Genomic DNA, 13,918 nt, shown 5'->3' with positions numbered 1-13,918 from the left:
TATATTTTTATTTTTCAGGATTTTATGCGACATAGCGGAGAAGCCGTGAGAACTCGCAAGGTGTATGACCCGACATAAGACGGCTCTTCGGGCATCTGTGGATAAATAATCTGTCAAGTAAGTATATCCTTACGCGCATCATCACGTGACGTAAAGCCACCCTACCTTTCGCCCGCCGGCTTCTGGAAGCGGAAACAGTGGTGAACCCTGGGCCGACGCGCGAAATCCGGATCAATGGTCGCGGCGGTGATGTCCTCACAGCCGGGCAGGTCCGCCAGCGCCGGGTCAAGGCGGAAGCGGCGCAGGTTGTTCGAAAAATACAACACCCCCCCCGGCCGCAGGCAGGCCAGCGCCCCCGCGACCAGCGCGCGGTGATCACGCTGCAGATCAAAGCTGCCGTCCATGGCCGCGCTGTTGGAAAAGGACGGCGGGTCCAGCAGTATCAGGTCCCAGGCAGCCTCGGCGTCGGCAAGCCACGCCCGCACATCCGCCCGCAGGAGGCGGTGACGCCCTTCGGCGAGCCCGTTCTCTGCCAGGTTGCGCCGGAGCCAGCCGAGGTAGGTGTTGGACAAATCGATGCTCGTGGTACTGCGGGCACCGCCAAGAGCGGCGTGCACCGTGGCGGTGCCCGTGTAGCAGAACAGGTTGAGAAAATCCCGCCCCTTCGCCTCGGCGCCGATCCGCAGGCGCAGTGGCCGGTGATCCAGGAAAAGGCCCGTATCGAGATAGTCCTGCAGGTTCACCAGAAGACTCGCGGGGCCTTCCCGGACGGGAAAGAACTCACCGCTCCGCCCCTGGCGCCGGTACTGCTCGCTGCCACGCTGGCGCTGCCGCGTCTTGTAGCTAATCTGTTCCGGCGGCACCGCGAGCGCCCCCGGCAGCGCCGCCCGTACATCGTCGAGGCGCCGCGCCGCAGCGGCCGGATCCACGCCCTTCGGCGCCGCGTACTCGGCCACCTGCACCCGGTCACCGTAACAGTCCACCGCCACGGCGTACTCGGGCATGTCCGCATCATAGACCCGGTAAGCGTTAATCCCCTCGCGCCGGCGCCAGCTGCGCAGGCGCTTCTCGTTCTTGCGCACCCGATTGGCGAACATCGCAGCGCCTTCGCCGAGGGTCGTCTCTCCGGCCGGGGCAGACGGCGCTGGCGCGGAGGGCACCGCAGTCTGCAGCGCCGCACCGGCGTTCCACCGGTTGTCAGGAACGAGTTCGAAAAGCAGCAGGGTCACCGGGAGCGCACCGTTGTAGAGGGCATACTGCTGATGACTGCGCAGGCCCATGGCCCGGCCGAGCTCGCGATCGCCGGTGAGCACGGCAGCCTGCCAGCCGGTGAACTCGTCGTGCAGTACCTGGCCGAGGCGCCCATAGAGATACGGCAGGCTCTCCCGATCGCCGAGGCGCTCGCCATAGGGTGGATTGCACACGACAACGCCCTCGGGCAACGGGCGGTGCGTGGGCCGCTTGACCTCGGCGAGGGCCTTGCAGCTGACCCGAATCACCTTGCCGAGGCCGAGGCTCGCCGCGGCCTCCTGGGCGATCCGGACGACCCGCGGATCCGCATCGTAACCGCGAATTTCCGGTGCCGGGCCCCGGGCGGCATGCTCGGCACGGAGCCGCGCGTCGCCGAGCACGGCACGCCATTGCGCCTCGTCGTGGCCGCGCCAGCCGGCGAAGCCCCAGTGCCTGCGCTCTAGCCCCGGGGCACGATCCAGGGCCATGAGCGCGCCCTCGATCAGCAATGTCCCGGCCCCGCACATGGGGTCGATGAGCGCACCGCCCCTGGCCACCATGGCCGGCCAGCCTGCGCGCAGGAGCACGGCCGCTGCCAGGTTTTCCTTGAGGGGCGCAGCGCCGCTGCGCTCGCGATAGCCCCTTTGATGCAGGCTCCCGCCCGTCAGGTCCAGGGCCACAGCTACCTGATCCCGGCGCAGCTGCACGCTGATGCGCAGGTCGGGGCGCTCCAGGTCCACCGATGGCCGGGCCAGTCCGGCCTCGCGACAGCTGTCGACGACCGCGTCCTTGCTGCGCTGGGCACCAAAGCGACTGTGGCGGATGGCGCCATTCTGCCCATGGAAATCGACGGCGATACTGGCGCCCGGGGCCAGGAGCCGGGGCCAGTCAATGCTGCGCAGGCTGGCGTAAAGCGTATCGCCGTCGGCGGCGGGAAAGTCGCCGAGGGGCAATAACACGCGGTTGGCGAGCCGGCTCCACAGGCACGCCCGATAAAAGACCGAGCGGGCGCCGCGAAAGCTGACGGCACTGCCCTGCTCCCGGGCATCCTCCGCTCCCAGCGCCTCGAGCTCCTCGACCAGGAGCGGCGCGATACCGCGCGGGCAGATCGCCAACCAGTGCTGCTGTTCCATGAGGGTGCTCAGTCGCTGTTGCGTTTACCGGTGCCCCGGCGCGTCGCCGCAGGCCGTTTCTTCCGCGGCGGGGACCGCCGCCTGCGTTTTGCCGCATGGGCTTCTTTTTCCCGCGCCATGAGATCAGCCACCAGCTGCGTGGAGCTGTCCATGTAATCGATGAAGCGGGCGAACTCATCGTCATCCAGCTCGCGCAGAAAATCGTGCTGGCGGTAGAGATTGATAAAGCGTCGTTCCCGCTCGAAATGCCTGGGCAGCGCCATGACGCCCCAGTCCTCCAGGGCCCGCTCGAGCTGCGGGTTGTAGGTCCGCAGGAAACGGATCAGGAGCGGCACCGGATCGTGCCGGGCGAGCAGCGATGCAGCGCGCAGCACGTATTCGATGGGCAGAATCTTCTCCCCCCGTTCCACGTCAGCGAGAAGCTCCGGGTCGGCCAGGCCAAGGTCTTCGGAAAGCTCGCGGAGCGAGAGGCCGGCGGTCTGGCGAAGATCCCGGAGCAGGTGCCCGGCCTCGGCCATGGCCTCGTGGCGCTCCGGCGACAGAGACAGCGCGAGGGCGTTGCGCAGCCAGGCCTCGCCGAACATGGCGCCGAGCGTCCCGGTGGCGACGGCCAGATCCATGGTACCGCCGGCGACCTGCCCCGTGAGGCGCTTGAGCGCATCGAGGAGCGAATCCTGGGGGGGCTTGTCATCCGTAGCGGCCATGGCGCCAGCATAACCGCTCAGGGCCGGGGACTGAACTCGCAGCGCCCACTCTGTCAGCCCAGTCTCCTCATGGCACGCCGCCGCCCTCCAGCGTGAAGATACGCCGGAGGATCTCACGCCATTCCCCATACTGTGTTGCCAGGGAGCCGCTCAGGCGATAGACGCGGTCGTCGACATCGATCACCGTTTCCGTTACCTCGTTGTCGAAGCCCTCCGCCAGCTCCTCAAGGTCCTGCTCGTGGATCTTCACCCGCCGGAAGCGGCCGTAGGTTTGCTGCATGGCTGCGTAGGTCCCGCGGCGGGCGTTGATCTCACGCTCCCCGACGCGGGCCAGGTAGTCAGTCTCATAGCGGGCGAGCTCGTGGGCGTACTGGCGCCAGAGGTGGTAAGTCGGCGCAAAGCGCTCGACAAGGTCTCCGTACTGTTCATCCGCTGCGTCGATGAACAGGTATTCCTGATTGCGCAGGCGCCGCACGCGCGCCAGCATCGGGTCGCCCTCCGCCGGTGCCCGGCGCAGCTCACGCTGGCCGTCGGCAGCGATGCTCAGGTAGTCCCCGAACACCCCCGGGGCCAGGGTGCCCGCATAGCGCAGCAGCGCGACGGCAGGAAGCTCCGCCACCGCCCGGGCCCGCTGCGCCGCCGCCAGGTCATTGGCGACCTGACGGTACAGATCGCCGAAGGGATCTTTGCCGGCAGCTACCGGGTAGTCTTCTTCCGCGGCGCGGTCGTGGTACTCGCGCTCCAGCCACACCGACCCCGTCGCATCCACCGCCCGCAGGGCGAGCACAAGGTCCACCCCGTCGGAATGCACAATGCGGCCGCTGAGGGACAGTGCCGCGGTATCGCTCGCCCGGGGCGCTACGCGCACTGCACCCCAGTGACCGCTCTCGACAAGCGCCTGGCGCAGCGCAAGCGGCATGTAAAAGGCCTCGGCCTTGCGCACGGCCGCAAACACCGGCTCCTCGCCGGGACCGGCGGCCGCCTCCGCCAGCCCGGTGTCGAAGACCTCGATGATGACGTCCAGCGCGGGCGCCGGTGGGGTGCCGGCCCGGTCGAGGGTCACGGCACCGGGCGCAGGCGGCCAGGCGGGCGTGGGCTCTGCGGCTTCCGACACAGACGGCGCACCTGTGCCCGTCGCGCAGCCAGCCAGGCTGAAGATGCAGAGGAGCAAGAGCAGGCGCTTCACGGGCTGCCCTCCGTGGTACAGACCCGGCCCCGGCTCAGGGTTTCCCGGCAACGATAACCGCGGCTGCCGGGCTCATAGCGATCATAGATACGGCGCACGGTGAAAGGCGCGCTCACCTGGTCCGAAAAAACCGTGGTGACGATCCCCAGCTGGTCGCCGGAGCGGGCGAGCGCCACCCGGTGCCTGATGGACAGGCCCTCGGGCAGGCTGATGAGGAAAACCAGCTGCTGGCCGTCCCAGCGGCAGCTCTCCCGACCGACCCCGAGGTCGTCGATGTAACCCGGGTCGCGCAAGAAGTCACAGGACAGGGCGAAGTTACCCTCGCGCTCGAGACGGATACGGGTCCGCCCCTGTTCGACCTCGAGGAGCTGCGACGCCGTAATCTGCTCGGCCATCCGGGCAAGGCCGATAACTGAAGGCGCACTGTCGGTGGTCCCGGAACCCAGCACCAGACCACCGCGCTCGCTGCGCAGGTTGGAGGCACGGGCGCTGCGCCGCTGGAGGTCGCGTACCAGGGTACTCAGTCGCGACTGGATGTTGTCGCTCTGCCCGTAGTTCAGCTCCCAATGGCCGCTGAAATCCACCGGGTCCGCTTCCCGCGGCGGAGCCGTCAGCGTCGGGTCCGACGCGCAGGCGAGGAGGCACAGCGCGGGGACAAGGCTGGCCAGGGCTCGCAAGAGGTCTCGGCGGGTCACTGCGTGGCTTGCTCCGTTCCGGGGTGGGCGCGCGCCCCGTGAGGTTCGCGGCGGCGGGTATGACGCGCCCGTCGCCTTACCAGTATACTGCGCCACCTCGCCAGCTAGACACCCGAAAGGGAAAGGGGTTCCCATGGCCAAGCGCGTCTACCTGTTCACCGAGGGCAATCGGGAGGATCGCGATCTGCTCGGCGGCAAGGGTGCCAACCTCTGCGAGATGACCAATCTCGGACTGCCGGTGCCCTTCGGGTTCATCATCACTACGCCCACCTGCCGGGAATTCTTCGAGAACGGCAACAAGCTGCCGAATCTCCTGGAGCAGGAGTACCGGGTGGCCCTTGATCTCGTCGAAAAAAAGATGGACGCCCGCTTCGGCGACCCGGACAACCCCCTGCTCTTTTCCGTCCGCTCCGGCGCTCCGATCTCCATGCCGGGCATGATGAATACAATCCTGAACCTCGGCCTCAACGACGAGATCGCTGAGGGCCTGGCGCGGAAGACGGATAACCCCCGCTTCGCCTACGACTCCTACCGGCGCTTCATCCAGATGTTCGCGGAGGTGGTCATGAGCCAGGATGCGCACGCCTTCGAGAAGGAGATCGAGCATTATAAGAAGGATCGCGGCTACGCGACGGACATGGACATGACCGCCGCGGACTGGCGGGCCATCGTAGAGCGCTTCAAGGCCATGGCGGACTTCCCCCAGGACCCCTTCGTGCAGCTGCGCCTCGCCGTCGAGGCCGTGTTCCTGTCCTGGCACACGCCCCGGGCGAACGTGTACCGGGAAATGAACAACATTCCCGACTCCCTGGGCACGGCCGTCACCGTGCAGTCCATGGTCTATGGCAACTTCGGTGATGATTCAGGCTCGGGGGTGGCGTTCACCCGCAACCCGTCCACCGGGGAGAACCTGTTCTTCGGCGAATTCCTCTTCAATGCCGCCGGTGAAGACGTGGTCGCCGGCACCCGCACGCCACAGCCGATCTCGGCCCTCGCGGACAAGCTGCCGGCGGTTTACGACCAGCTCAACGAGACCCAGGCCCTGCTTGAGCGCCACTACCGGGACATGCAGGACATTGAGTTCACGGTGCAGGAAGGCCGCTTCTACATGCTGCAGACGCGCAGCGGCAAGCGCACCGGCCGCGCCTCGGTGAAGATCGCCGTGGACATGGTCCGGGATGGCCTGATCAACGAAAAAGAGGCGCTGCTGCGCGTCTCCCCGGATCACGTCGAGGCCTTCCTACACCCCATGGTCGACCCGGACGCGAAGACCGACATCATCACCACGGGCCTGCCGGCGAGCCCCGGGGGAGCCACCGGCGCGATCGTTTTCTCCGCCGATGAGGCAGTCAAGGTCGCGCGGGACGGCACCGCGGTGATTCTCGTGCGCCGGGAGACCACCCCGGAGGATATCCACGGCATGAAGGTCGCCGAAGGCATCCTGACGGAGCTCGGTGGCATGACATCACACGCGGCGGTGGTCGCCCGGGGTATGGGCGTCTGCGCCATCACCGGCGCCAGCGGCCTCTCCGTCGATGCAGAAGCGGGCACCGCGACTACGAAGGATGGCGTCACCCTCAAGCGCGGCGACATTATCACCCTTGACGGCACCGCCGGCGAGGTCATGCTCGGCGACATCCCCAAGACCGAGGCAAGTTCCAGCGACGACTTTCAGACCCTCCTTTCCTGGGCCGACAAGCACCGGCGCCTCAAGGTCCGTGCCAATGCAGAGACCCCGGAAGACGCAATCCGGGCGCGGGAACTGGGCGCCGAGGGCATTGGCCTGTGCCGCACCGAGCACATGTTCTTCGACAGTGACCGCATCGACCTCATGCGTGCCATGATCCTCGCCCCGGACAAAAAAACGCGCAAGAGCCACCTGAAGAAGCTCCAGGTCTTCCAGCAGGCTGATATTTACGCGCTGTTCAAGGCCATGGACGGGCTGCCGGTCACCGTGCGTCTCCTCGATCCTCCGCTGCATGAGTTCCTCCCGCACGGCGAGGAGGAAACCCGCGCTCTCGCCGGCCGCCTGAAGCTGCCCGTAGCCGAGGTGCACAGTGCTGTGACCGAGCTTTCGGAAGTCAACCCCATGCTGGGCTTCCGCGGCTGCAGGCTCTCCGTAGTTTATCCGGAGATCACCCGCATGCAGGTTCGCGCCATCATCGGCGCCGCGATCCAGGCCACGGAGGACGGCTACCAGCCCTACCCGGAAATCATGATCCCGCTCACGGTGAATGTCCGCGAGATACGCCTCATCGGCGACATCATCGACGCCAGCATCCGCCGCGTTCTCGGCGAGAAGTCGGTATCCCTGCGCTACAAGGTCGGTACCATGATGGAGACGCCGAGGGCCTGCCTGGGTGCGGACCGCCTTGCCACGGCGGTAGAGTTCATGAGCTTCGGCACCAATGACCTGACCCAGATGACCTACGGCTTCTCCCGAGATGACGCCGGCCGCTTCATCCCGCAGTACCTCGACAAGAAGCTTATTGAGCACGATCCCTTCATCAGCCTGGACCAGCGTGCCGTGGGCCGGCTCATGCGCCTGGCGGTGGAGGAGTCCCGGGCGGTGAACAAGGGCATCAAGTACGGCATCTGCGGCGAGCACGGCGGCGACCCACGTTCGATCCAGTTCTGCCATGAACTCGGCCTCGACTACGTATCCTGCAGCCCTTATCGCGTGCCCGTGGCGCGCGTTGCCGCCGCCCAGGCCCACGTGCTCGCCGAAGGCTAGCAACAACTCTTTCACGGAGATCAACCATGACTGCCAGTTTCCACCCGCCGCAACGCACGCTGCTGGGCCCCGGCCCCTCGGATGTACCGGCCCGCGTTCTCGGCGCCCTCGCCCGCCCGACCATCGGCCATCTGGATCCGCTCTTCGTCGACCTCATGGACGACATAAAGCGGCTCCTTCAATACGCCTTCCAAACGGAAAATGCGCTGACACTACCGATCTCGGCGCCGGGCTCGGCAGGCATGGAGGCCTGCTTCGTCAACCTCGTGGCGCCGGGCGATACGGTGATTGTCTGCCAGAACGGTGTCTTCGGCGGGCGCATGCGCGAGAACGTGGAGCGCTGCGGCGCCACTGCGGTCATGGTCGAGGACGCCTGGGGAGACCCGGTGAGCGTGGACAAGGTCGGCGAAGCCTTCGCAGCCCACCCGGAGGCATCGGTGCTCGCCTTCGTCCACGCCGAGACCTCCACCGGCGCACGCTCCGACGCCGAGGCACTCTGTGCCCTGGCCCGACAGCATGGCGCCCTGGCCATCGTCGATGCGGTCACGGCGCTGGCCGGCATTCCGCTGGCGGTGGATGCCTGGGGCGCGGACGCGGTTTACTCGGGCACGCAGAAATGCCTGTCCTGCGTGCCCGGCATCTCACCGGTGACCTTCAGCGAGCGCGCCGTGGAGCGGATCCAGGCCCGGGAGCGCCCCGCGCAGAGCTGGTTCCTGGACATGCAGCTGGTCATGGGGTACTGGGGCGGCGGCAGCAAGCGGGCCTACCACCATACAGCGCCGGTCAATGCCCTCTATGCGCTGCATGAGTCACTGGTCATGCTGCAGGAAGAAGGCCTCGAAGCTGCCCACGCCAGGCACAAGCGCAACCACGAGGCGCTGGTCGCAGGACTTGAGGCGCTGGGCCTGTCCCTCGTGGTCGCCCCCGAGTGGCGCCTGCCCCAGCTGAATGCCGTGCATATCCCGGAGGGCGTCGATGACGCCGCCGTGCGCGCCGCCCTGCTGACAGACTTCGATCTTGAGATTGGCGCCGGCCTGGGCGCCCTCGCGGGCAAAGCCTGGCGCATCGGGCTCATGGGTCACTCGAGCCGGGAGCGCAACGTCTACGTCCTGCTCACCGCGCTGGCCGCGGTGCTCGGTCAGCAGGGACACAGCTGCGACGCCGGCGCCGCAGTAGCGGCGGCACGGGCCAGCTACGGGGCCTGAGGCCCCGCGCCCGGGGTCCGGCTGCCGGACAGATCCCTAATCGATATCGAAGCGGTAGTAGAGGTCCACGGAATTCTCCAGGGCAGAGACCATCTCCAGCCACAGCCGGGCGCGCAGGTATAAGCGCGCCGTGAGCGTGTTGACCGGCTCGTAGAGTCCCATGCCGTAGGAAAGGTAAAGCCGGTCACCCACGTAACCGCTGATGGTCGCGGCCGTGCCCGTGCTGCCGGTCTCCGTACCCAGGGCCACGTTACTGAGCCCCGGCAGCCGGTTCAGGGAACGCATCAACGGCGTCTGGTTAAGTGCCGTAGCACCGACGGACAGCGCGAGCGCGGTGCCGTCCACGCTCGCGCCCGCATCCGGGGGCCGGCCGCGCAGCAGCCAGGACAGCTGTGCCTCCCGGGGTACCTGGGGTTCCGAGTAAAGCGCCAGGCGCGGCTCTCGAAGGCTGCCGCCGACGGCGAACCCCACACGCAGCGCCTCCGACGGGAATTGGCGCTCGGCGCGAAGGTCGAGCTGCGGATTTTCCGGGTCGCCGGCAAAGGCCATGCTGCCCTCGCGCAGCTCCAGCTGCTGGCCGTAGGCGCGCAGCTCGCCCCCGACCACCGCCACCCGACCGATGAGCTGCGGCGGACCCGCCGGCTCCTGGCGCAGCCGGAGGTCACCACCGATGGTGGCATCGACCAGATCGCCGACCACACGGAAGCGCTCCTCGACGAGGATTCTCAGATCGATACGCGTGCGCAGGAGCGGCTTCCGGGCGTCAGCGCCGATGATTTCTGCGTCGGGCGACACCGCGATGCCGCCGCTGCCGACCTGCCCCGGAGCCAGGCGGCCACCGTGCACGCGCAGCTCCCCGTCCAGGGTCGCGGTGCCGTCCGCGTAGCCCAAGGCCAGCACCGGTGACACCGTGGCGTCCACCAAACCCGGCCAGTGCACGGCGTTCTCCTTTCCCTCCAGGGACAGTGACAGCCGTGGCGTCACCGGATCGAGGGAGCCGGCGATGGTCACGGGCCCGGCGCCGTAGCGGCCGCTACCGGCAATAACAAGCTCGCCCCCCTCCCCCGGGCGCAGCGTCAGCGCCAGCGCTTCCAGCTCGGCATCGCTGGCAGCGAGGCCCAGCCGGCCGTCCTCCAGGGCGAGGCCGCCGCCGGTGACGAAGGCCGGCCCCGGGGCCGCCAGAACCAGCTTACCGCGCACCGTGCCGTCGAGCAGAGCCACGCCAGAGAGGAGCGGCTGCAGATAGGCAAGGGGCGCTCCCGCCACCGTCAGCTCACCGCGCCAGCCCTCGCTGCCGCGGCGCGCCGCAAGGCTCATGGCACCCAGGGCGCCGCCGGTGAGTTCGCCGCCCAGGGACAGCTGTTCGTGCAGCGCCAGGGAAAGTTGCAGGTGCCCCGGGTCCTCGAGGGGCTTGTCCCGTCCCGCCGGGGTAACGCGAATCCCGTCCATCGACAGCTGCGCGTCCACCCGGGGCGGACGATCAGCGCCCCAGCGGGCCTCCACGGTACCGGCGAGCGCTGCCCGGGCCGCAGCCACCGATGGGAACGTCCCGGCGCGCAGGGCCAGAGGTCCCTCGAGTCTGGCGACAAGCTCGCCTTCGCTCCCGGCTTCTGCCGCTGCCAGGCAGAGGGAAACATCGTCGAGCGACCAGCAGTGCCCGGGAAAGCGTAAACGCCGGGGGCTGGCCAGGAGCGCCAGCGACAGCGGTTTTTTCCGGGTCAGTTGCCCCGCCGGGGTCTCCAGAGTCAGGGGCTCTAGCAGGAGGTTCCAGCGCCCCTTCTCGCCACGCTCTGCCGTTACGGTGAGGTCGCCGGCGACGGCACCGGTGACCGAGGCCCTCGCCTCGCCGCCGGCGGTATTCCCCTCGGCGACGAGATCCAGAGTCTCCAGGGTCCGGGTTCCAACGGTGACTTCCTGCACCTTGCTGCGGGCGCTGAAAGCGAACGGAGCTGCCAGCGTGACCGTGCCCTCGACCTCGAGCTCCGACGCGCTCGCGGCATCGCCCTGCAGGCCGCCGGCGGCACCCCGGAAGGCAAGTACACCGCCATCGGCGGCCAGTTCGCCGTCGGCCCGGAGGCTATCCAGCGTTATGCCGGCGACGGTGAAGCCACCCTTCCCGTCAACGGACAGCGCCAGCGCTTCGCCACCGCCACCCTCCAGCGCCCAGGGCAGACCCGCGGCGACCCCGGTCAACCCGAGGCGCGGAAGCGGCATGCCCGGCTCCCAGGCGCCCTCTCCGGCGACGCTCAGAGCGTGGCCCTGCCAGCCACTGGTGAGCTGCAGCGCCGCCAGCGCCACGCGGAGGCGCTCACCGAACTCGACCTCCAGCCGGGCGCTGCCGCTGGCCGGGGCCAGGGGCCAGGTCGCAGACACCGGCGCCACATTGCTGGCGGTAACAGCGAGGCCAGCCCGCCGGGCGGCGAATTCGGCATCGCCGCGTGCGCTGACGCTGCCCGCGGGGCTATCGAGCCTCAGGCGCTCCAGATCCAGCGCGGGCCAGCGCAGCGTACCCCGGGCCCGGGCACGGACACGGCCACCGAGCGCCGGCACCGCGGCCGCCGCATCTACGGCCAACGCCAGGGCCGTCGGAGGACCCCGGGCAATCACCGAGAGCGGGCGAAGCAGGCTGCTGTCCCCGGGCAGGCGGTCGGTAAGCGCAGCATCCGGTGCGAAGCTACCGTCAATGACCAGGGGCCATTCCCGGTCCAGGGTCAGCGTAACTGCCGCCGTTGCCCGGCCGATACGCTCCAGACCGAAGGCAAGCTGTTCCGCTTCGACCTGACGCCCGCCGGCCCGCAGGGAGGCCGCCTCCACGGCCTCGACGGCCTCGACGGCAAGCAGACTGTCGCCAGCTTGCAGCGTCAGGGTGCCGACCACCAGGCGCTCAGCGCGAAAGGGGAACGGGAGCGGCGCGGGGCGCCCGCCCGCGTCCCCTCGGCCTGGCTCCGGGAGCCGCAGCTGCAGCGACTGCGCCGCAAGTTCCCCGAAGCAGAGTTCCCCCCGCGGCAGGCAGGCCGGGCGCAGCCGCGAGCGCAACCCTCTGAGGGTCAGCTGCAGCCCGGGGAGCGCTACGGTCGCCCGCTCAACCTGAAGGACCCCCAGCAGGCGCCCCTCGACCCCCGCGAGGCTGACGCCGGGTACCCGGTTGGCGAGCGCGGCCAGCAATTGCGTACCCGGCGCCGTGGCCGGCGCCAGCAGGAACGCAAACAACACAAGGAGCACAACAGCTGCCAGCCAGCGCCGCCAGCGTCTCACAGCTCCGCCCCGATATTGATGTGAATCCGCCAGTCCGGATTGGCTTCGCTGACGCTGTTGGCCACCTCAAACTTGAGTGCCCCTACCGGGGTCAGGAAATGAATACCGACGCCGGCGCCGACCTTGAGGTCGGGATTATCGTCGAGGAAGGCGTCACCGGCATCGGCAAACAGCGCCACGCGCCAGCTGTCGCTGAGGTAGCGCTGGTACTCCAGGCTGCCGGTCACGAGCCGGTCACCACCCGCTGTGACACTGACCGGACCGGCACTGCGCAGGAGCACAACCTCCTGACCGATGGACTGGTAATCGTAACCGCGCACACTCTGGTCCCCCCCGGCGAAAAATCCCAGGGAAGGCGGCAAAGCCAGGGGCGGCTCGGAGGACCCGAGCAGCGCACCCAGCTCCAGCCGCCCCACCAGCCGATGCGGGCCGCCGGGGCTCCCGATCCAGCGCCAGTTGCCGTACAGCCGCAGCAGGTCGCTGGCGGAGCCGATGTCCTCCGACGCGGCCTCAACGCTGTAGAACTGGCTGAGGCCGCTGGTAGGATCTACAACGCTGCCCTGGCGGCTGCGCCGGGACAGGGTAAGCCCCGGCAGCAGGTAATCCGCCGCGAAGGTTTCCTGAAGCACAGACCAGTCCTCATGCAGCGCGCGCACGCCGACACTGGTGATCCAGACCTCCCGCGCCCGCTCGTAGCGGACACCGGCAACCCCCTGGCGGCTGTCCAGGTCGCCGTAGCGGTTGTCCTCGAGGCTGGCGCGCAGCTGCACGCTGTCGCGCAGGCGGGCGCCGAGCGGTATGCGATATACCGTGCTCCCGGCGGGATTCACTGGTGACCAGCGCAGCCGCGTTTCCTGGCTGTGGCCGGCCTTGTTAAGGCGAGGGCTGCGCCAAAGGGCGGAGAGGCGCCCCCGGGTATCGGTGCTGAAGCCAACACCGAGTTCCAGAGAATGTCGGGGAGCCGGCACCAGCTCGACCTGCACCGGTACCCGCTGCCCGCTGGTGCGCTCAGGCTGCGGCACTACGGAAACGCCGCCGAAGAGCCCGGTGGCACGCAGCCGCGAGCCCAGCTCCTGCAGTTTGCCCTCGTCGTAGGCGTCCCCGCTGGCAAAAGGCAGCAGCGCCTCAAAGCGGGCACGGTCGAGGCGATCCTCATTGTGACTGATGGCGCCGAAGCGGTAACGCGCGCCGCTGGCGAAGTGCAGCGTTACCTCAGCCAGGCCTTCAGAGGGATCCACGCGCAGGCTGTGTGCCTCAAAGCGGCCGTCCAGATAGCCACGGGCCCGGGCCAGTGTCTGCAGTTCGCGCTTGAAGGCAGTGTATTGACCGTGATCCAAAGGCGTACCGGGCACCAGGGACGTGCCCTCGACAACCCGCATAAGGGCCTCATCGTCGCTGGCGTCACCGGTCAGTAACAGCTGCACCTCACCGAGGTGCACCCGCTCGCCGGCGTCGATATGCACTTCCAGTCGCGCGACCTCTGCCGGCGCCGCACCGACCCCCAGGGGCTGGCCGTCGGCGCCGAGGTAGTGCAGCTCGATGGAGGGCCGGTAATGGCCGAGGGCCTGCAGCGCTTCGACCGTGCGACTGCGCGCGCCCTCGAGCGCGCGCGCTACCGCAGCACCCTCCTTCGGCGGCGCGCCGAGATAAGCGCGAACGTTGTCGCGCAACGCCCCGTTGACGCCGGTGATGCGGTAGTCGAGCGCGTGCGCGGGAGCCCCGGCCAGCGCGAGGGCAAGCACCAGGGCCCGGACGATGACATCCGGCACAGCGCGG

General features: G+C 68.5%; 8 protein-coding genes. 2 read left to right on the top strand and 6 right to left on the bottom strand.

Features of this window, described 5'->3' with window-relative positions; all coding sequences use genetic code 11:
• Positions 1 to 161: 161 nt before the first annotated feature.
• The 4 genes from rlmKL to HRUBRA_RS05770 all read right to left on the bottom strand — a co-directional run bounded on the left by rlmKL (position 162) and on the right by HRUBRA_RS05770 (position 4,948).
• A complete protein-coding gene (gene rlmKL, locus HRUBRA_RS05785) occupies positions 162 to 2,363 on the bottom strand; it encodes a bifunctional 23S rRNA (guanine(2069)-N(7))-methyltransferase RlmK/23S rRNA (guanine(2445)-N(2))-methyltransferase RlmL (RefSeq protein WP_035515324.1) in 2,202 nt (733 codons plus the stop codon).
• Between the two features lie 8 nt (positions 2,364 to 2,371).
• A complete protein-coding gene (locus tag HRUBRA_RS05780; RefSeq protein ID WP_052094438.1) occupies positions 2,372 to 3,067 on the bottom strand; it encodes a helix-turn-helix domain-containing protein in 696 nt (231 codons plus the stop codon).
• 67 nt (positions 3,068 to 3,134) lie between these two features.
• Positions 3,135 to 4,253, bottom strand: coding sequence for a hypothetical protein (locus tag HRUBRA_RS15700; protein ID WP_035515321.1), 1,119 nt, complete (start codon positions 4,251 to 4,253; stop codon positions 3,135 to 3,137).
• Positions 4,250 to 4,948: a hypothetical protein gene (locus HRUBRA_RS05770; protein ID WP_052094437.1), complete on the bottom strand. Its 699-nt coding sequence runs from the start codon at positions 4,946 to 4,948 to the stop codon at positions 4,250 to 4,252. The genes HRUBRA_RS15700 and HRUBRA_RS05770 overlap by 4 nt, the downstream gene beginning before the upstream one ends.
• A gap of 133 nt (positions 4,949 to 5,081) precedes the next feature.
• Between HRUBRA_RS05770 and ppdK the strand changes: the two genes are divergently transcribed.
• Together ppdK and HRUBRA_RS05760 are read left to right on the top strand one after the other, a co-directional pair.
• Positions 5,082 to 7,682 (top strand): pyruvate, phosphate dikinase, encoded by a 2,601-nt coding sequence (gene ppdK / locus HRUBRA_RS05765; protein ID WP_035515318.1) that lies wholly within the window; start codon positions 5,082 to 5,084, stop codon positions 7,680 to 7,682.
• Positions 7,683 to 7,708: 26 nt separating this feature from the next.
• Positions 7,709 to 8,887, top strand: coding sequence for a pyridoxal-phosphate-dependent aminotransferase family protein (locus HRUBRA_RS05760; protein WP_035515315.1), 1,179 nt, complete (start codon positions 7,709 to 7,711; stop codon positions 8,885 to 8,887).
• 36 nt (positions 8,888 to 8,923) lie between these two features.
• On the opposite strand, the gene HRUBRA_RS05755 is transcribed toward HRUBRA_RS05760, so the two are convergent.
• Both HRUBRA_RS05755 and HRUBRA_RS05750 read right to left on the bottom strand, forming a co-directional pair.
• Positions 8,924 to 12,142, bottom strand: a complete 3,219-nt coding sequence (locus tag HRUBRA_RS05755) for a translocation/assembly module TamB domain-containing protein (protein ID WP_144244405.1) — start codon at positions 12,140 to 12,142, stop codon at positions 8,924 to 8,926.
• Positions 12,139 to 13,911 carry an autotransporter assembly complex protein TamA gene (locus HRUBRA_RS05750; protein ID WP_052094436.1) on the bottom strand — a complete coding sequence of 591 codons (1,773 nt, stop codon included), beginning with the start codon at positions 13,909 to 13,911 and terminating at the stop codon, positions 12,139 to 12,141. Before HRUBRA_RS05750 ends, HRUBRA_RS05755 begins: the two co-directional genes overlap by 4 nt.
• Positions 13,912 to 13,918: the final 7 nt, after the last annotated feature.

It is taken from the genome of Pseudohaliea rubra DSM 19751 (assembly GCF_000764025.1).
Classification (GTDB): Bacteria; Pseudomonadota; Gammaproteobacteria; order Pseudomonadales; family Halieaceae; genus Pseudohaliea; species Pseudohaliea rubra.
The sequence above is the reverse complement of the archived record's forward strand: the minus strand, read 5'-3'. Positions and strand labels throughout refer to the sequence as shown.